At 64.5% G+C, this 19,745-nt stretch carries 12 protein-coding genes; 8 read left to right on the forward strand and 4 right to left on the reverse strand.

The features are described from left to right. Positions 1-14 precede the first annotated feature (14 nt). The 3 genes from B3361_RS02120 to B3361_RS02130 all read left to right on the forward strand — a co-directional run bounded on the left by B3361_RS02120 (position 15) and on the right by B3361_RS02130 (position 3,919). A complete protein-coding gene (locus B3361_RS02120; protein WP_029886657.1) occupies positions 15-296 on the forward strand; it encodes a DUF2934 domain-containing protein in 282 nt (93 codons plus the stop codon). 155 nt (positions 297-451) lie between these two features. Continuing rightward, entirely contained in the window at positions 452-2,605 is a 2,154-nt protein-coding gene (gene glgX, locus B3361_RS02125; protein WP_054904818.1) for a glycogen debranching protein GlgX, read from the forward strand. A gap of 405 nt (positions 2,606-3,010) precedes the next feature. Further along, positions 3,011-3,919 carry an autotransporter domain-containing protein gene (locus B3361_RS02130; protein WP_154211268.1) on the forward strand — a complete coding sequence of 303 codons (909 nt, stop codon included), beginning with the start codon at positions 3,011-3,013 and terminating at the stop codon, positions 3,917-3,919. 55 nt (positions 3,920-3,974) lie between these two features. On the opposite strand, the gene glgB is transcribed toward B3361_RS02130, so the two are convergent. The 3 genes from glgB to B3361_RS02145 form a co-directional block, all read right to left on the reverse strand. Beyond that, positions 3,975-6,185, reverse strand: a complete 2,211-nt coding sequence (gene glgB / locus B3361_RS02135) for a 1,4-alpha-glucan branching protein GlgB (protein ID WP_286920055.1) — start codon at positions 6,183-6,185, stop codon at positions 3,975-3,977. Beyond that, positions 6,182-9,502, reverse strand: a complete 3,321-nt coding sequence (gene treS / locus B3361_RS02140) for a maltose alpha-D-glucosyltransferase (RefSeq protein ID WP_054904820.1) — start codon at positions 9,500-9,502, stop codon at positions 6,182-6,184. Before treS ends, glgB begins: the two co-directional genes overlap by 4 nt. A gap of 102 nt (positions 9,503-9,604) precedes the next feature. Next, positions 9,605-11,623, reverse strand: a complete 2,019-nt coding sequence (locus B3361_RS02145) for an alpha-1,4-glucan--maltose-1-phosphate maltosyltransferase (protein ID WP_054904821.1) — start codon at positions 11,621-11,623, stop codon at positions 9,605-9,607. 142 nt (positions 11,624-11,765) lie between these two features. Here B3361_RS02145 and B3361_RS02150 point away from each other — a divergent pair, with 142 nt between their 5' ends. Beyond that, positions 11,766-11,927: a hypothetical protein gene (locus B3361_RS02150; RefSeq protein WP_166524946.1), complete on the forward strand. Its 162-nt coding sequence runs from the start codon at positions 11,766-11,768 to the stop codon at positions 11,925-11,927. Positions 11,928-12,014: 87 nt separating this feature from the next. On the opposite strand, the gene B3361_RS02155 is transcribed toward B3361_RS02150, so the two are convergent. Beyond that, the gene (locus B3361_RS02155; protein ID WP_054904822.1) at positions 12,015-13,697 is read right to left on the reverse strand and encodes an AMP-binding protein; all 1,683 of its coding nucleotides are present in this window, start codon (positions 13,695-13,697) and stop codon (positions 12,015-12,017) included. Between the two features lie 322 nt (positions 13,698-14,019). On the opposite strand from B3361_RS02155, the gene B3361_RS02160 reads away from it, so the two are divergent. The 4 genes from B3361_RS02160 to B3361_RS02175 are packed head-to-tail and all read left to right on the forward strand — an operon-like array spanning position 14,020 to position 19,575. Next, positions 14,020-15,183, forward strand: a complete 1,164-nt coding sequence (locus tag B3361_RS02160; RefSeq protein ID WP_054904823.1) for an isovaleryl-CoA dehydrogenase — start codon at positions 14,020-14,022, stop codon at positions 15,181-15,183. A 15-nt stretch (positions 15,184-15,198) separates the two neighbouring features. Next, a complete protein-coding gene (locus B3361_RS02165) occupies positions 15,199-16,806 on the forward strand; it encodes a carboxyl transferase domain-containing protein (protein ID WP_154211267.1) in 1,608 nt (535 codons plus the stop codon). 4 nt (positions 16,807-16,810) lie between these two features. After that, positions 16,811-17,626, forward strand: a complete 816-nt coding sequence (locus B3361_RS02170) for a gamma-carboxygeranoyl-CoA hydratase (RefSeq protein ID WP_054904825.1) — start codon at positions 16,811-16,813, stop codon at positions 17,624-17,626. Continuing rightward, on the forward strand, positions 17,623-19,575 hold the full coding sequence (locus B3361_RS02175) for an acetyl/propionyl/methylcrotonyl-CoA carboxylase subunit alpha (RefSeq protein ID WP_054904826.1): 1,953 nt from the start codon (positions 17,623-17,625) through the stop codon (positions 19,573-19,575). The genes B3361_RS02170 and B3361_RS02175 overlap by 4 nt, the downstream gene beginning before the upstream one ends. Positions 19,576-19,745 lie beyond the last annotated feature (170 nt).

The following is a 19,745-nucleotide window of genomic DNA, read 5'->3' on the forward strand; positions in this document are numbered from 1 at the left end:
TCAGGAGCGTTTCGATGAGTGTCGATGAAAAGCGTATTCGCGAATTTGCCTACCAGATCTGGGAGTCAGAAGGTAAACCCGCCGGCCAGGAAGACCGCCACTGGGAAATGGCTCGCAAGCTGGCCGAGGCCGAGGCCCTGGCACCAAAAGCCGCACCGCGCAAGCGGGCCCCTGCCAAACCCAAGCCGGCAGCCGAGCCCAAGCCGCCGGCCGAACCCAAGGTAGCGGCACTGCCGGGGGTTAAACCCGCGGCGGCGAAGAAACCAAGGGCGGTCAAAAAGCCAACTGCCGGTTAAACCGGTTTCGGCCACTTCGCGGCCTGCCCGCTCCCCCATGATCGCCACACGGCTGGCGGTCGTGGTTGCTTCAGGGGACCGGGCGCCACCGATAGGGCACCTGGGCAGCACTGCATCACTTCCATACCTTCCACCACGGCCATTTGAGGATTGCCATGAGCCCCCGTACCCCAAAGAAAACCCGCTCGGTTGCCCCAACCCGCATCCGCGAAGGCCAACCCTTTCCCCTCGGCGCCACCTGGGATGGGCTGGGCGTCAACTTCGCCCTGTTTTCGGCCAATGCCACCAAGGTCGAGCTGTGCCTGTTCGACGCCACCGGCGAGCATGAGCTCGAACGCATCGAGCTGCCCGAATACACGGACGAGATCTACCATGGCTACCTGCCCGATGCGCACCCTGGCCTGGTGTATGGCTACCGCGTCTATGGCCCGTACGAGCCGCAAAACGGTCACCGCTTCAACCCCAACAAACTGCTGATAGACCCTTATGCCAAGCAGCTGGTCGGCGAACTCAAGTGGTCCGAGGCACTGTTTGGCTACACCATCGGCCACCCCGACGACGACCTGTCGTTCGATGAACGTGACAGCGCCCCCTTCGTGCCCAAGTGCAAGGTGATCGACCCGGCCTTCACCTGGGGCCGTGACGAGCGCGTACAAGTACCTTGGGAGCGCACCATCCTCTACGAGGCGCACACCCGCGGCATCAGCATGCGCCACCCCGCCGTGCCGGAGGAGCTGCGCGGTACCTTCGCCGGCTTGGCCAATGACGAATTGCTCAAGCACATCAAGGACCTGGGTGTTTCCAGTATCGAGTTGTTGCCGATTCACGCGTTCGTCAACGACCAGCACCTGCTGGACAAGGGCCTGAACAACTACTGGGGCTACAACAGCATCGCCTTTTTCGCGCCCCACCCGCGCTACCTGGCCAGCGGCAAGATCGCCGAGTTCAAGGAGATGGTCGCGCACCTGCACGACGCCGGGCTGGAGGTGATTCTCGATGTGGTCTACAACCACACCGCCGAGGGCAACGAACGCGGCCCGACCCTGTCGATGCGCGGTATCGACAACGCCTCGTACTACCGCCTGATGCCCGATGACAAGCGCTACTACATCAACGACTCCGGCACCGGCAACACCCTCGACCTGAGCCACCCCTGCGTGCTGCAACTGGTCACCGATTCGCTGCGCTACTGGGCTGGCGAAATGCACGTGGACGGCTTCCGCTTCGACCTGGCGACCATCCTTGGCCGGTACCATGACGGCTATAGCGAGCGCCACGGCTTCCTCGTGGCCTGCCGCCAGGACCCGATGCTGAGCCAGGTCAAACTGATTGCCGAGCCGTGGGACTGCGGGCCGGGCGGCTACCAGGTGGGCAACTTCGCCCCCGGCTGGGCCGAATGGAACGACCGCTTCCGTGACACCGTGCGCGCCTTCTGGAAAGGCGATGAAGGCCAGCTGGCCGACTTTGCCGCGCGCATGACGGCCTCGGGCGACATGTTCAACAACCGCGGCCGCCGGCCGTACTCCTCGGTCAACTTCATCACCGCGCACGACGGTTTTACCTTGCGCGACCTGGTGTCGTACAACCACAAGCACAACGAAGACAACGACGAAAACAACCAGGACGGTACCGACAACAACCTGTCGTGGAACTGCGGCGCCGAAGGGCCGACCGAAGACCCGGCCGTGAACGCCCTGCGCATGCGCCAGATGCGCAATTTCTTCGCCACTTTGCTGCTGGCCCAGGGCACGCCGATGATCGTGGCGGGCGACGAGTTCAGCCGCACCCAGCACGGCAACAACAACGCCTACTGCCAGGACAGTGAGATCGGCTGGATCAACTGGGACCTCGACGAGGAAGGCAAAGAGCTGCTGGCCTTCGTCAAGCGCCTGACTCGCCTGCGCCTCACCTACCCGGTACTGCGCCGCTCGCGGTTCCTGGTCGGCGATTACAATGAAGCGATCGGGGTCAAGGACGTGACCTGGCTGGCGCCGGATGGCGGCGAGATGACCGTGGAGCAGTGGGAAGACCCGCACGGCCGCTGCCTGGGCATGCTGATCGATGGCCGCGCGCAGGTCAGCGGTATTGCCCGGCCCGGCGCCGAGGCAACCGTGCTGCTGATCGTCAACTCGCACCATGATGTGGTGCCGTTCAAGCTGCCGACAGTACCGGATGGCGACCACTGGAACTGCCTGATCGACACTGACCGGCCCGAACTGCGCAAGGGCCAGCACCTGCAGTTCGACAGCACCTTCGAGGTGAAGGGGCGCTCTATGGTGTTGATGGTGTTGCAACGCGAAGACGAGTGAACCGGGCAGGCGCGGTGGGCAGGTGCCCGCCGCGGCCTCTTCAGTGCCTGTGAGATCGAACGCCGCCACTGTCGAAGCGTGGCGCTAGCAATCATTCTTCATAGCGCCCGTGCGGGAAATAGCAAACGCCGCTATAGCAGCACGGTTTTTCTTTTGAATCAGCGCCTTGGTCACCCCCACAAAAGGTGAACGGGCCTTTCACATTTTCTTGACGCAAGCCCTCCCCTCTCCTTAGCTGAAGATTACCGAGCAGTAAGAATCTCGCGCCGAGCCTCTAGCGCGCGCCTTTGGGCGCGTGTGCCGAAGCGGGCGTGCTGGTTTGGGTCGCCCTCTGTTTTGCCGTACAGCCTGTGACAACAGACCAGGTCCTCAAGCTGTACTTCACAAGAGCAAAGGAGACCCGCCATGAAAACCACTTCGAGCCCCGTGCGCATCGACCGTCTTTTCTACGCGGTTTCCACGTCGCTGCTTCTGGCAACCCCGGTGGAAACGTTCGCGTATGAGTGGTCACAGCTTTATCCGCCCCTACCCCGCAACGGCACGCAAGCGCCCGAACTGCTCGCAGCGCCCGACCAGCAGCTGATGACCGGCCCCGAGCTGTTCGTGCGTGCAACGCCAGCAGGCGATGTGCAACGCGCCGGGAGGGTGGTCGGCCACAACAACCTGCAAAGCAGCTTCAATGGCATGCGCCCGCTATTGGGCGACAAGCCGCGCAATGCCGCGCAACTGACCGGGGAAAGCCAGGGCATGTACTGGAGCATGGCCCACGCACAGGGCTGGCACCTGAATGCCGTGGCCGTGGGTTCGCGCATCGAGGTGGATGGCCGGGGTGACACCGGCCAACGGCCGGGCGACAGTGGCCACGCGATGACTTTCTCGGTGGAGGGCGGCTATCCGATCCCCCTGGCTGGCAGTTGGGTGATCGAATCCCAGGCGCAGTTGATGAACCAGCAGTTCTTCCCCGGCAGCCAAGGGCAGCACGCAACCCGGCAGGCCTTCGACAGCCAGCCCAGCTGGAGCGGCCGCGTCGGCGCCACATTGTCCGGGCGCTATGAAATGCGCGGCATGCCCCTGGAGCCTTATGTGCGGACCAACGTGTGGTATGACTTCAGCAACCCTGACGAAGTGAAGCTGGAACAGGTCGACAAGATCTCCAGTTCGCGCTTTTCGACAACGGTGGAACTGGGCCTGGGGCTGGTGGCGCGGGTAACGCCCTCGGTGGCCATGTTCGTCAGTGCCGACTACAGCAGCGATGTGGATGGCAATGACCTCAATGGGCTGATTGGCAGCCTTGGAGTGCGCATGCGGTGGTAGCCTGCGCTGGCCCTGGCGCCGGCAAACCAGCGGCAGGGCCAGCACAGCAGGTGCATCAGGCGGGCTTCATCACCAGCACACCCAGCGGGGGCAGGTTCAGGGCCAGCGACTGCGGCTGGCCGTGGCTGGCGATGTCTTCGCTGTGCACCAGCCCAAGGTTGCCGACATTGGAGCCGGCGTACATCTCGGCATCGCTGTTCAACAGCTCCTGCCAGCGCTCGCCGAACGGCACGCCGATGCGGTAACCCTCACGCGGAACCGGGGTGAAGTTGGCGACCACCAGCACGGGTTCGCCACTGCTGCTCCAGCGCAGCCAGGCAAACACGCTGTTCTGTGCATCGTCACCGATCAGCCATTGGAAGCCCTGTGGCTGGCAGTCCTGCTCATGCAACGCCGGGACTTCGCGGTACAGCCGGTTGAGGTCACTCACCAGGCGCTGCACGCCTTGGTGCTCAGGGTACTGCAGCAGGTACCAGTCCAGCTGGCTATCGTGGTTCCACTCCCGCCACTGGCCAAATTCGCAGCCCATGAACAGCAGCTTCTTGCCGGGGTGGGCCCACATGAAGGCCAGGTAAGCGCGCAGGTTGGCGAACTTCTGCCAGCGGTCGCCGGGCATCTTGTCGATCAGCGAGTGCTTGCCGTGTACCACTTCGTCGTGGGAAATGGGCAGGATGAAATGCTCGGAGTAGGCATACACCAGGCCAAAGCTCATCTCGTTGTGGTGGTGGGCACGGTGGACCGGGTCGTTCTGGATATAGTGCAGGGTGTCGTGCATCCAGCCCATGTTCCATTTGTAGGCAAAGCCCAGCCCGCCCTGCTCGATCGGCTGGCTGACCCCGGGCCAGGCGGTGGACTCCTCGGCGATGATCAACGCCCCCGGCACCTCATGGGCCGCCACACCGTTGAGGTGGCGAATGAAGTCGATGGCCTCGAGGTTTTCGCGCCCGCCGTGGCGGTTGGGCACCCACTCGCCGGCCTTGCGCGAATAGTCTCGGTACAGCATCGAGGCCACCGCATCGACGCGCAGCCCGTCGATGTGGAAATGCTTCAACCAATGCAGCGCAGAGGCCATCATGAACCCGCGCACCTCATTGCGGCCCAGGTTGTAGATCAGCGTGTTCCAGTCCTGGTGGTAGCCTTCCAGCGGGTTGTCGTACTCGTACAGGGCCGTACCGTCGAAGCGCGCCAGGCCATGTTCGTCTGTGGGGAAGTGCGCCGGTACCCAGTCGAGCAATACCCCGATGCCGCCCTGGTGGCAGGCATCGATGAAGGCGGCGAAGTCCTCGGCACTGCCGTAGCGCGAGGTGGGGGCGAACATCGACAGTGGCTGGTAGCCCCAGGAACCGCCGAACGGGTGTTCCATGATCGGCAGCAGTTCAATATGGGTGAAGCCCAGCGCCTGCACATACGGCACCAGGCGCTCGGCCAGTTCCCGCCAGTTGTAGTAGCGCCCGACTTCGCCGGCCTCGTCCATTTCGCAGCGCCAGGAGCCGGGGTGCAGCTCATAGATCGACAATGGCGCGTTGTACGCATGGCGCTGCGCCCGTTGCGCCATCCAGTCGTGGTCTTGCCAGGCATGGCCCAGCTCACCCGCTACCTTGGACGCCGTGCTCGGCGGCAATTCGGTGGCGCGGGCCAGGGGGTCGGCCTTCAACGGCAGGATGCCATCCTTGCCGAGCACTTCGAACTTGTAGGTTTCACCCACGCCCAGCCGGGGGATGAACAGCTCCCACACCCCGGCACCATGGCGCAGGCGCATCAGGTGGCGACGCCCATCCCTATTGTTGAAGTCGCCCACCACCGATACCCGCCGGGCGTTGGGGGCCCACACCGAAAAGCACACCCCGTCGACGCCCTCGACCTGCAGCGGCTGCGCGCCGAAACGCCCGGACAGGTCGCGGTGGTTGCCCTCGGCAAACAGGTGCAGGTCCATGTCGCCCAGTTGCGGACCGAAGCTATACGGGTCCTCGGTCACCTGCTCGCCACCGGCCCAGCCGATCTGCAGCAGGTAAGGCTGTGCTGTATCGAGGTGCGCGGTGAACAAGCCTGGCAGGCTGCCCTGCGCCATTTCGGTGAGGAGGCGCCCGTCTTCGCGGGCAAGAATGCGCACATTCAGGGCGCCGGGGAGGAAGGCGTTGACCACCTGCCCGCCTGCGCCGTCGTCATGGGGGCCGAGTACCGCAAATGGATCGGCGTGTTCGGCGCGGGCCAGGGCATCGAGGTCCCGTTGCCGAAGGCCGCCGTTTTCACGCGTTGTTACGTTCATTCTGACTCTCCCCAGGTACTGATCAGTCCATGCAGGCCATGCAAAGGCACGGCCAGCCAACTCGGCCGGTTCTCGGCTTCATAAGTAATTTCGTAGGCGGCCTTTTCCAGGCAGAAAAGCTCCAATGCAGCGCGCTCGCCTTCCGCCTGCTGCCAGGCGTGGGGCATGGCAGCGGTGGCCAGGCCGTACGCCTCGATAAAGGCATGCCGCGACTGGTGCAGGTACTGCCGGGCCACCCGTTGCCGGGCTTGCCGTGCCGCCTCGGAAAGGTCCACCGTAGACGCGCTGCGCAAGATCATCGCAGCAGCATAGTCGAACGACCGCAATACGCCGCTGACATCTTTGTAGGGGCTGTGTTTGGCCCTGCGTTCTTCCAGGGGCCGGGCCGGCTCACCCTCGAAATCGATCAGGTAGGCATCACCCTGCACCACCAGCACCTGGCCCAGGTGCAAGTCACCGTGCACGCGCATCAGCAAGCCGCCCTCGGCCTGCCCGGCCAGCTGGCGAACGTGCTCGACCAGGCCGTCACGCTGTTGCTGCAGGTCGTCGACCAGCGCCTGGCTGTCGCGGTCCAGGTGGTCGCGGTGCTGCGCCAGCAGGTCGAGGGCATGGGTCAACTCGGCACTGATCTGGGTCACCCAGCGTTCGCGGTCCTGGGCATCGCTGGGCCGCGGCTGGAAGGCCGGGTCATCGGTGGGTGCTGCCAGCAACACGTGCATCTCGCCCAGGCGCTGGCCGAACAAGGCGGCAAAGGCTGTGAGTTCGGCGAGGGCGTCGGTATGTGCCTCGGTATCCGAATGGGTGGGCTCCATCTGGTCACGGATAGCGCGCTCAAGCGTGTTCTGGGTCCAGGCCCAGGCATCGCCCTGGTTGCTCAGGTAGCCTTGAGCGATCATCAGCAGGTGCGGGGCTGCCTGCGCATCCACGCGGCTGACCCAGGCCAGCAGTGGTGAAATATTGGCAAAGCCGGCAGCGGTCAGGTAGGCGCTCATTTCAAGCTCCGGGTGAATGCCCGGGTTGACCCGGCGGATCAACTTGAGCACCACGCGGTCGCCGATGACCACCGAGCTGTTGGACTGTTCGGCGCTGAGGTAGCGCACCTCGCTTTCTTCATTCAGCCCCAGGCCGGCCAGTTGCTCGGTGCTGTCGAAACGCAGCTCGCCGTCAGCGTCGCCGCACGCCAGCCGCGTGCTTTCCTGGCACGCACGCAATACGGCGCGGATGAACGGCTCAAGCACGAACGCATCGGTAATCAGACCCACCTGATGGGCCCGTCGCACCCGGGACAACGCCAGTTGCTGTGGCAGCGCACTGTTGATCTGCTCCTCGGGCAGCAGCCCGAACGGCAATTGATAACGGGTGGCCACGCCGTCACTGAGCACTTCGAGCTCGCTGAGTAATACCGGCGTAGTGACGGTGCCGAAACGCACGCCATAACACAGCCGTACCTGGTCTATGGGCCCTTCCTTGCCCGCGAACCAGCGCCGTTTCGGCAGGTACTGGGGCAGGATGTTGGTTTGCAGGGTGTCGCTGGCAGGCGCCGCCAGCAGTTCTTCCATGCGTTTGCGCAATACCAGGGTAATCAATTCGGGTAACCCCTCGGTGGGCTGGGCGTGCCAGCTGGGCATACGATCGTGCGAAGCCAGCAGGAACCAGTAAAAGCCATAAGGTGGCAAAGTCAGCAGGAACGGCAGCTGACCGATCGGCGGGAACGCACTGCCGCCGAGCATCTCCACCGGTACTTTGTCGGCGTACTGTGACAATTCCAGTTCTGCCGCCTGGGCGGCGCGGGAAACGTTGGCTACGCACAGGATGACCTCGGTGTTGCCATCGGCATCGGTGTATTCGCGAATGTAGGCCAGGATGCGCCGGTTGCTGGGGCTCAGCGTGCGCAGCGTGCCACGGCCGAAAGCCTTCTGCTGCTTGCGCACCGCCAGCATGCGCCGGGTCCAGTTGAGCAGCGAGTGCGGGTCGTGGCTTTGTGCCTCGACGTTGACCGTCTGGTAGCCGTACAACGGGTCCATCACCGGGGGCAGCACCAGGCGCTGTGGGTCGGCGCGGGAAAAACCGCCATTGCGGTCCGGCGACCATTGCATGGGCGTGCGCACGCCATCGCGGTCGCCCAGGTAGATGTTGTCGCCCATGCCCAGCTCGTCACCGTAGTACAGCGTGGGCGTGCCGGGCATCGACAGCAGCAGGCTGGTGAGCAGTTCGATGCGCCGGCGGTCACGCTGCAGCAAGGGCGCCAGGCGCCGACGGATGCCCAGGTTGATGCGCGCGCGGCGGTCTTCTGCGTAGTAGTTCCACAGGTAGTCGCGCTCGCGGTCGGTGACCATTTCCAGGGTCAGCTCGTCGTGGTTGCGCAGAAAGATCGCCCATTGGCAGTTGGCCGGGATCTCCGGGGTCTGGCGCAGGATGTCGGTGATCGGGAAACGGTCCTCCATGGCCAGGGCCATGTACATGCGCGGCATCAGCGGGAAATGAAAGGCCATGTGGCATTCGTCGCCGTCGCCTTCGCCGAAGTACGGGCGGGTGTCCTCCGGCCACTGGTTGGCTTCGGCAAGCAGCATGCGGTCTGGGTAGTTGGCATCGATCTCGGCGCGAATGGCCCTGAGCACCCCGTGGGTTTCAGCGAGGTTTTCGTTGTTGGTGCCATCGCGTTCGATCAGGTAAGGGATGGCGTCCAGGCGCAGCCCGTCCACGCCCAGGTCGAGCCAGAAGCGCATCACCCCGATTACCGCCTTGAGCACCTGCGGGTTGTCGAAGTTGAGGTCTGGCTGGTGCGAGTAGAAGCGGTGCCAGAAATACTGGCCTGCCACCGGGTCCCAGGTCCAGTTGGACTTTTCGGTGTCGAGGAAAATGATGCGGGTGCCATCGTACTTCTGGTCGTCATCGGACCATACGTAAAAGTCGCGCGCCTTGCTGCCGCGTTTGGCGTGGCGGGCGCGCTGGAACCAAGGGTGCTGGTCGCTGGTGTGGTTGATGACCAGTTCGGTGATAACCCGCAGGCCACGCTTGTGCGCCTCGGCGATGAAGCGCCGGGCATCGGCCATGCTGCCGTAGTCGGGGTGCACGGCCTTGTACTCGGCGATGTCGTAGCCGTCGTCGCGCCGCGGCGAAGGATAGAACGGCAGCAACCACAGGGTGTTGACGCCCAGCTCGGCGATGTAGTCCAGCTTGCTGATCAGGCCGGCGAAATCACCGATGCCATCGTTGTTCGAGTCGAAGAACGACTTGATGTGCAACTGGTAGATGACAGCGTCCTTGTACCACAGCGGGTCGTCGATGAAGGCTGCCGGGCGGGAACGCTTGGCCATGGGTGACTCCTTGCATGTCTGTGGACCGTGTTGGCTGGCGTTGCGGCTGCCGTGCAGCCTATTTACCGGCGATGGGCCGCGAGGCGGCCCGGTACCTATGCCCTAACCGGCCTTTTCGATTCGCCAGATGCCGAATGGTTGGTGCCAAGGTTCGATGCGCATGAACTGGGTCTTGCCGTACCACGACCAGCGGTGGCCATTCATCAGGTCTTCACCCTGGGTTTGGGCGTTGTCATCGAGCCCCAGCTCCCACAGCGGCAGCTCGAAGTGCGCCTCCTGGGCGTTGTGCGGGTCTAGGCTGATTGCCACGAGGATGTAGTTGTCGCGCTCGGGCGTACGCTTGGCGAAGTACAGGATGTTGTCGTTCCAGCAGTTGAAGAACGCGACGCCGAGGTGGGTTTGCAAGGCCGGGTTCTGCCGGCGGATGCGATTGAGCTGGGCGATTTCGGCAATGATGTTGCCAGGCTGGCTGAAGTCGCGTGGGCGCAGCTGGTATTTCTCCGAGTCCAGGTATTCCTCCTTGCCTGGCAACGCGGCGCTTTCGCACAGTTCGAACCCGGAATACATGCCCCACAACCCTGAACCCATGGTCGCCAATGCTGCACGAATGAGGAAACCGGCACGGCCGGAGGTGTGCAGGAAGAACGGGTTGATGTCGGGGGTATTGACGAAGAAATTGGGGCGGTAGCACTGGCTCCATGGCGGCTGGTTGAGTTGCTCGAAAAATTCGCGCAGCTCTTGCTTGGTGTTGCGCCAGGTGAAGTAGGTGTAGCTTTGCGCATAGCCGACCTTGCCCAGGCGCGCCATCATGGCGGGCTTGGTGAACGCCTCAGCGAGGAAGATGACCTCCGGGTACTGGCTGCGAACATTGGCGATCAGCCATTGCCAGAACGGCAGCGGCTTGGTGTGCGGGTTATCGACGCGGAACGTCTTCACGCCCTCCTCGACCCAGCCCACCACCACATCGCGCAGCGCCAACCAAAGGCTGGGTACTGCGTCGGCGGCATAGAAGTCGACGTTGACGATGTCCTGGTATTTTTTTGGCGGGTTCTCGGCATAGCGGATGGTGCCGTCCGGGCGCCAGCTGAACCAGCCCGGGTGCTGCTTGAGCCAGGGGTGGTCCTGGGAGCACTGGATGGCGAAGTCGAGGGCAATTTCCAGGCCGTGCTCGGCAGCAGCAGCTACCAGGCGGCGGAAGTCTTCGCGGCTGCCCAACTGCGGGTGGATCGCTTCGTGGCCACCCTCTGCACTGCCGATGGCATACGGGCTGCCCGGGTCACCCGGCTCGGCCGTGAGCGCATTGTTGCGCCCCTTGCGGTGCTGCAGGCCAATAGGGTGAATGGGCGGGAAGTACAGCACGTCGAAGCCCATGTCACGGATCATCGGCAGCCGCTGGTGCACATCGTTGAAGGTGCCATGGCGCTGCGGGTCATCGGTTATCGAGCGTGGAAACAGTTCGTACCAACTGGCGAACTGCGCAGCCGGGCGGTCCACATCGAGCGGGAATTCGCGGCTGCGGGCCAGGTAGCTGCGGTGCTCGGCCTCGGCCATCAGCCGGGCGGTGCGCGGGTCCAGCAGCAGCGCCACCTGGTCATCACTGCCCACCTCCGCCAGGCGCTGCAGCACGGCCTCAAGCTCGTTGCGCACGGCGCCATCGCACAGGGCAATGCCCTGGCCGAGCATCAGCCGCCCCTCTTCCAGCTCCAGCCTGACCTCGACGCCGGCGTGGTACTTTTTTTCCAGGTCGTGGCAGTACGTGGCGAACGGGTCGATCCAGGCCTGGATGCCGAACAGGTGCGGCCCCAGCTCGGTGGGGGTGAACTCGGCCAGCCACAGGTCGTTGCCCGCCGACTGCATCGGCACCGAGTGCCAGCGCTGGCTGTGCGCCGGGCGCCAGTTGAGCACCACGGCCAGGCGGTCATGTCCATCGCTGTAGACCTTGCTGCTGACGGCAACCGGTTGACCGCTGATGGCCTTGGCGGCGAAGGTGCCGGCGTCGAGCACCGGCTGGGTGTCCTCGATCACGATGCGTGGGGCCAGCAGCGCCTGGGCCAGGCTAATGGCCTGGTCAGGATGATCGTTGGCCATTGGCACGCTTTCAAAAAGCTCGTTTCGTGACATCGACCTTGCTCCCTCAGGCTGGTGGCGGTAAGGGTTCAGAGCCGGGCGCGGGCGTGAGGGTTCAAAAAAAACTGAGCGAATCGCAGCTGGCCGAAGTCCAAGCCTGCAGTACCTCTTCAAACCACCCACGCGAGGTCAGGCCATGAACATTCCAACATCACCGGAAACCCCCGATCCGAACATCGACGACCCGAGCTTGCCGCCGCCCGTGCCGGAGCAAGACCCGGACGAGCTGCCGGTCAAGCCAACCGAACCGCCGACGGTGGGCGACCCGCCGAACCAGGAACCACCGGTGAAAGCCTAAGGGTAGACCAGGTTACCGACCTTGCCGCCTGCAAGGTCGGTGCAGGCGGGCAACTGCCGGTGCGGGTAAACCGGGCAGCCTGGTCAGTCAACCCGCGCCATCGGCACCGAGTTCGGCGATGCTGATCTCGCGCATGCGAAACTTCTGCACCTTACCGGTTACCGTCATCGGGTATTCGTCTACGAAACGGATATGCCGCGGCACCTTGTAGTGGGCTATGCGTGCCTTGCACCAGCATTGCAGTTCTTCGGCGGTGGCCGTGTGGCCAGGGTGCAACTTGACCCATGCGACGATCTGCTCGCCATAACGGCTGCACGGAATACCGATCACCTGGGCGTCCGCCACTGCCGGGTGGGTATAGAAGAATTCTTCCAGCTCGCGCGGGTAGATGTTCTCGCCACCGCGAATGATCATGTCCTTGTTGCGCCCCACGATCCGCACGTAGCCGTGTTCGTCCATTACCGCCAGGTCACCCGAGTGCATCCAGCCGGCCGGGTCGATGGCTGCCGCGGTACCCTCTGGGTTGTCCCAATAGCCGAGCATCACGCTGTAGCCGCGGGTACATAGTTCGCCGATCTCGCCGCGCGGAACGATGCAGCCGTCAGCGTCCACCAGCTTGTTTTCCAGCTGTGGCTGCGTGCGGCCAACGGTGGCAACGCGTAGCTCCAGCTCATCCTCTGGCCCGGTTTGCAGCGAAACCGGGCTGGTTTCGGTCATGCCATAGGCGATTTGCACCTCGGCCATGTGCAACTGGTCGATCACCCGGCGCATCACCTCGATCGGACAAGTCGCCCCTGCCATGATGCCGCTGCGCAGGCTGGAAAGGTCCACCTGGGCGCGTAGCGGGTGGTCGAGCATGGCGATGAACATGGTAGGCACGCCATAGAGAATGCTGGCACGCTCCTCGGCCACGGCACGCAGGGTGAGTTCGGCATCGAAGGCATCGTTGGGGTAGATCATGGTGCTGCCGTGGGTGATGCAACCCAGGTTGGCCATGACCATGCCAAAGCAGTGGTACAGGGGCACCGGGATCACCATGCGGTCGCGCTCGCCCAGGCCCAGGCTTTCGCCGACCATGAAGCCGTTGTTGAGGATGTTGTAGTGGCTCAGCGTGGCGCCCTTGGGTGCACCGGTAGTGCCGGAGGTGTACTGGATATTCACCGGTTGGTCGAACTGCAGCCCGCTTTGGCGGGCCAGGTAGGCTTCGCTCGAAGTTTGCCCGGCCAGCCCGGCCAGGGCTTGCCATGCCAGGAAACCAGCCGGCGGGTTGGCTGCCAGGCTGATGACCCCGCGCAGCTCGGGTAGGCGCTGGCTGGCCAGTGCGCCCGCGGGGGCGCTCGCCAGCTCTGGCACCAGCGCCTGAACCATGGCGTGATAATCGGAGCTTTTGAAAGCATCGGCGCAGACCAGCCAACGGCACCCGGCCTGGCGCAGCACGTATTCCAGCTCACCCACCCGGTAGGCCGGGTTGATGTTGACCAGGATCGCACCGACCTTGGCACTGGCCAGTTGCAACACGCACCATTCGGCGCAGTTGGGTGACCAAAGGCCCAGCCGGTCGCCGCGGTTCAGGCCCAGCGCCATCAAGGCGCGGGCACACCCGTCGACCTGTTCGGCCAGTTGCCGCCAGCTGTAGCGCAGGCCCTGGTGGCGCGAAACCAGGGCTTCGCCATCGGCGCAACGCGCCACGGTGGCGTCAAAGGCCTGGCCGATGGTCTGGGTCAGCAACGGTTGGTCCTGGCGGCCGCGGGTATAGCTTGGTTGACTCATGGGTGTCCCTTCTTGTGGTTGTTCTGGGCACGGCTGAAGCAAGCGGAGATACTCTGGCGCAGATTTACGTTTACGTAAAGGTGACGATCAGATTGACACCCGGCCCAAGCCAGGTTTACGTTAACGTAAAGGTGATGAACAACACCGATCCTCAGGCGTGAAGCCGAACCCTGTGGGAGCGGGCGGGCCAGCGAATGCGATCATTCAGGAAATGACGGCGGCCCTGCTGATGCGTTCGCGGGCACGCCCGCTCCCACAGGGTCCGGCGACAGCTCCATGAGCTACGGTGTAACCCATTTCAAGAACAACAAGGTGCCCCTGCATGCATTACCCCACCCTGAACTTCGCCCTGGGCGAAACCATCGACATGCTCCGTGACCAGGTGCGCACCTTCGTCGCCGCCGAGCTGGCCCCGCGTGCCGCGCAAATCGACCATGACAACCTGTTCCCTGCCGATATGTGGCGCAAGTTCGGCGACATGGGCCTGTTGGGCATCACCGTGTCGGAAGAATATGGCGGCGCCGGCCTCGGCTACCTGGCCCACGTAGTGTCCATGGAGGAAATCAGCCGGGCCTCGGCGTCGGTGGCACTGTCGTACGGTGCCCACTCCAACCTGTGCGTCAACCAGATCAACCGCAACGGCAGCCACGCACAGAAACTCAAGTACCTGCCCAAGCTGATCAGCGGCGAGCACATCGGCGCGCTGGCCATGAGCGAGCCCAATGCCGGCTCCGACGTGGTGTCGATGAAGCTGCGCGCAGAAAAGCGCGGCGACCGCTACGTACTCAATGGCAGCAAGACCTGGATCACCAACGGCCCCGACGCCAATACCTACGTGATCTATGCCAAGACCGACCTGGACAAGGGTGCCCACGGCATTACCGCGTTCATCGTCGAGCGCGACTGGCCAGGCTTCAGCCGCAGCAACAAGTTCGACAAGCTGGGCATGCGCGGCTCCAACACCTGCGAGCTGTTCTTCGACAACGTCGAAGTACCGGAAGACAATATTCTCGGCCAGCTGAACGGCGGCGTACGCGTGTTGATGAGCGGCCTGGACTACGAGCGCGTGGTGTTGTCGGGCGGGCCGACCGGCATCATGCAAAGCTGCATGGACCTGGTGGTGCCGTACATTCACGACCGCAAGCAGTTCGGCCAGAGCATCGGCGAGTTCCAGCTGATCCAGGGCAAGATCGCCGACATGTACACCCAGCTCAATGCCAGCCGCGCCTACCTGTATGCCGTGGCCCAGGCCTGTGACCGTGGCGAGACCACCCGCAAGGACGCTGCCGGGGTCATCCTGTACACCGCCGAGCGGGCTACGCAAATGGCCCTGGAAGCCATCCAGATCCTTGGCGGCAACGGCTATATCAATGAATTCCCGGCTGGCCGCCTGCTGCGCGATGCCAAGCTCTACGAGATCGGTGCCGGCACCAGCGAAATCCGTCGGATGCTGATCGGCCGCGAACTGTTCAACGAGACGCGCTGATCTGCGCCAGGGGTCATGATGATTCTCAAGTCACAGCTCAATACCAAGGCGGCGGATTATGCCCACAGCCATGCCGCCATGGCCGCCCAGGTCCAGGCCCTGCGCGGCCTGCTGGCCCAGGTCGCCCAGGGCGGCGGGCCCAAGGCTCAGGAACGGCACACCTCCCGCGGCAAACTGCTGCCACGCGAGCGCATCGACCGCCTGCTGGACCCGGGCTCGCCGTTCCTCGAGATCGGCCAGTTGGCGGCCCACGAAGTTTACAGCGAGGACGTGCCGGCTGCCGGGGTGATCGCCGGCATCGGCCGCGTAGAAGGCGTGGAATGCATGGTCGTGGCCAACGACGCTACGGTCAAAGGTGGCTCGTACTACCCGCTGACGGTGAAAAAGCACCTGCGTGCGCAGACCATCGCCCAGCAAAACCGCTTGCCGTGCATCTACCTGGTGGACTCGGGCGGTGCCAACCTGCCCCGCCAGGACGAGGTGTTCCCTGACCGCGAGCACTTCGGTCGGATCTTCTTCAACCAGGCCAACATGAGCGCCCAGGGCATCCCGCAGATCGCCGTGGTGATGGGCTCGTGCACTGCCGGTGGTGCCTACGTGCCGGCGATGGCCGACGAAGCGATCATGGTGCGCCAGCAGGCGACCATTTTCCTCGCCGGCCCGCCGCTGGTAAAAGCCGCCACGGGCGAAGTGGTCAGTGCCGAGGACCTGGGCGGGGCCGATGTGCACTGCCGTACCAGTGGCGTGGCCGACCATTACGCCGACAACGACGAACACGCCCTGGCCATTGCCCGGCGCTGCGTGGCCAACCTCAACTGGCACAAGCTGGGCAAGCTGCAACGCCTGGCCCCGGTGGCACCGCTGTACGCCGCCGACGAGCTGTATGGCGTGGTGCCCGCCGATGCCAAGCAGCCGTTCGATGTGCGCGAAGTGATCGCCCGGTTGGTCGACGGCTCGCTGTTCGACGAATTCAAGGCGTTGTTCGGTACCACCCTGGTCTGCGGCTTTGCCCACCTGCATGGCTACCCGGTGGCGATCCTGGCCAACAACGGCATCCTGTTCGCCGAAGCGGCGCAAAAAGGCGCGCACTTCATCGAGCTGGCCTGCCAGCGCGGTATCCCGCTGCTGTTCCTGCAGAACATCACCGGGTTCATGGTGGGCAAGAAGTACGAGGAAGGCGGTATCGCCAAGCATGGCGCCAAGCTGGTGACTGCCGTGGCCTGCGCCCAGGTGCCGAAATTCACGGTGATCATCGGCGGCAGCTTCGGTGCCGGCAACTATGGCATGTGCGGCCGTGCCTACGACCCACGCTTTTTGTGGATGTGGCCGAACGCGCGGATCGGTGTGATGGGCGCCGAGCAGGCCGCCGGTGTGCTGGCCCAGGTCAAGCGCGAGCAAAGCGAGCGCAGTGGCCAGCCGTTCAGTGCCGATGACGAAGCCAGGCTCAAGCAGCCGATTCTCGACCAGTACGAACAGCAGGGCCACCCCTACTACTCCAGTGCCCGGCTATGGGACGACGGCGTCATCGACCCGGCGCAAACCCGCGACATCCTGGGCCTGGCACTGTCCGCTGCGCTGAACGCGCCGATCGAAGCGAGCCGCTTCGGCATTTTCCGGATGTGACCCCATGAGCGATTTCAGCACCCTCGAAGTGATTCGCGACCCCCGCGGCTTCGCCACCCTGTGGCTTAGCCGCGAGGACAAGAACAACGCGTTCAACGCGCAGATGATCCGCGAGCTGATCGTCGCCATCGATCGCCTGGCCGACGATACCGGCTTGCGCTTCGTACTGTTGCGCGGGCGTGGCCGGCACTTCAGCGCCGGTGCCGACCTGGCCTGGATGCAGCAGTCGGCGCAGCTGGATTTCAACACCAACCTGGATGACGCCCATGAACTGGGCGAACTGATGTACGCCCTGCACCGGCTCAAGGTACCGACCCTGGCCGTGGTCCAAGGTGCGGCGTTTGGCGGGGCACTGGGCCTGATCAGTTGCTGTGACATGGCCATTGGCGCCGAAGACGCCCAGTTGTGCCTGTCGGAAGTGCGCATCGGCCTGGCCCCGGCGGTGATCAGCCCGTTCGTGGTCAAGGCCATCGGCGAGCGTGCCGCGCGCCGCTATGCCCTGACTGCCGAGCGCTTCAGCGGTATACGGGCCCGCGAACTGGGCCTGCTGGCCGAGGTGTACCCCGCCACTGAGCTGGACGCACAGGTGGCGCTATGGGTGAACAACTTGCTGGAGAACGCTCCGCTGGCCCTGCGTGCCACGAAAGAGCTGCTGCGTGAAGTGGACGACGGCGAACTCAGCCCGGCGCTGCGCCGCTACTGCGAGAACACCATCGCCCGTATCCGCGTCAGCGCCGAAGGCCAGGAGGGCCTGCGCGCCTTCCTGGAGAAACGCCCACCCGCCTGGCAAACCGCTGAGACCAAGGAGCCGCGCCCATGAGCCGCCCCGCTTTGACCACCCTGCTGGTCGCCAACCGCGGCGAAATCGCCTGCCGGGTGATGCGCACTGCCAAGGCCATGGGCCTGACCACCGTCGCCGTGCATAGCGCCATCGACCGTGACGCGCGGCATAGCCGCGAGGCAGATATCCGCGTGAACCTGGGCGGCACCAAGGCCGCCGACAGCTACCTGCTGGTCGACAAGCTGCTGGCTGCTGCCAAGGCCAGCGGTGCCCAGGCCATTCACCCAGGCTACGGTTTCCTGTCCGAGAACGCAGGCTTCGCCCGCGCCATCGAGCAGGCGGGGCTGATTTTCCTCGGCCCACCGGCCAGCGCCATCGACGCCATGGGCAGCAAGTCGGCGGCCAAGGCGTTGATGGAGGCCGCCGGGGTGCCCCTGGTGCCCGGTTACCACGGCGAAGCCCAGGACCTCGACACCTTCCGCGACGCGGCCAGGCGCATCGGCTACCCGGTGCTGCTCAAAGCCAGCGCTGGCGGTGGGGGCAAGGGCATGAAGGTGGTCGAGGAGGAAAGCCAGCTGGCCGATGCCCTGGCGTCGGCCCAGCGTGAGGCGCAGGCGTCGTTCGGCGATGCGCGCATGCTGGTGGAGAAGTACGTGCTCAAGCCGCGCCATGTGGAAATCCAGGTGTTCGCCGACCAGCACGGCCATTGCCTGTACCTCAACGAGCGCGATTGCTCGATCCAGCGCCGCCACCAGAAGGTGGTCGAAGAAGCTCCCGCCCCCGGCCTGTCGGCCGAACTGCGCCGGGCCATGGGCGAGGCAGCGGTACGGGCGGCGCAAGCGATTGGCTATGTCGGTGCCGGTACGGTGGAATTCCTGCTCGACGCCCGTGGCGCGTTCTTCTTCATGGAAATGAATACCCGCCTACAGGTGGAGCACCCGGTCACCGAGGCCATTACCGGCCTGGATCTCGTGGCCTGGCAAATTCGTGTGGCGTGCGGTGAGGCCCTGCCGATCACCCAGGAGCAGGTGCCGCTGATCGGCCATGCCATTGAAGTTCGCCTGTACGCCGAGGACCCGGCCAACGAGTTTCTGCCGGCGACCGGCACGCTGGCGCTGTACCGTGAATCGGCATCTGGCGAAGGCCGGCGGGTGGACAGTGGCGTGAGCGAAGGCGATGCGGTGTCGCCGTTCTACGACCCGATGCTGGGCAAGCTGATTGCCTGGGGCGACAACCGCGAACAGGCACGCCTGCGCTTGCTGGCGATGCTCGACGAATTCGCCATTGGTGGGGTGAAGACCAACCTCGCGTTTCTGCGGCGCATTCTGGCGCACCCGGCGTTCGCCGCGGCGCAACTGGATACCGGCTTCATTGCGCGGCACCAGGCCGCTTTGCTGCCGGCACCACAGCCGCTGCCGGTCAGTTTCTGGGAGGCCGCAGCCGAAGCCTGGCGGCAGGGCCTGGCCGGGCAGCAGCGCGAAGATGACCCCGGTTCGCCATGGGCCGAGCGCAGCGGCCTGCGCCTGGGCCTGCCCGCGCGCAGTAGCCTGCACTTGGTCAGTGCTGGCCAGGACCACGCTGTGGGCCTGGAGCACAGTGCGGCGCCCACCTGGCAGTTACTGGGCGAGCAGTTGGTGCATGACCACGACGGCGTGCGTCGCCAGCACCTGGCGATGCGCCGCGGGGCCACGTTGTACTTGCAGTGGGGCGGCGAGATGCATGCCATCGAAGCCTTCGACCCGATCGCCGAGGCCGAGGCCAGCCACGGTCACCAGGGCGGCTTGGGCGCCCCCATGAACGGCAGTATCGTGCGGGTGCTGGTGGCGCCGGGGCAGCGGGTGGAAGCCGGTACCGCGCTGGTGGTGTTGGAGGCCATGAAAATGGAGCACAGCATTCGCGCGCCTCATGATGGCACGGTGAACGCGTTGTTCTGCCAGGAAGGGGATATGGTCAGCGAAGGGACGGTGCTGGTCGAATTGGCGGAGTGAGTTGGCTGGGGGTTGAGTGTTCGCCATACCCTTTGCAGCGCCTGTGAGACCGAGCGCCGCCCGCGCGGCGCATCGCGAGCTGCGGTCGCTGCTTGTATGTTGTGACTGGCCTGGCGGGAGAAGATATTCTCGTCAGGCTGAAGAAGCACTTCCGGGGAGGCCGATCGCTC

Origin of the sequence: Pseudomonas sp. UBA6699 (genome assembly GCF_002454615.1) — a bacterium.
Classification (GTDB): Bacteria; Pseudomonadota; Gammaproteobacteria; order Pseudomonadales; family Pseudomonadaceae; genus Aquipseudomonas; species Aquipseudomonas juntendi.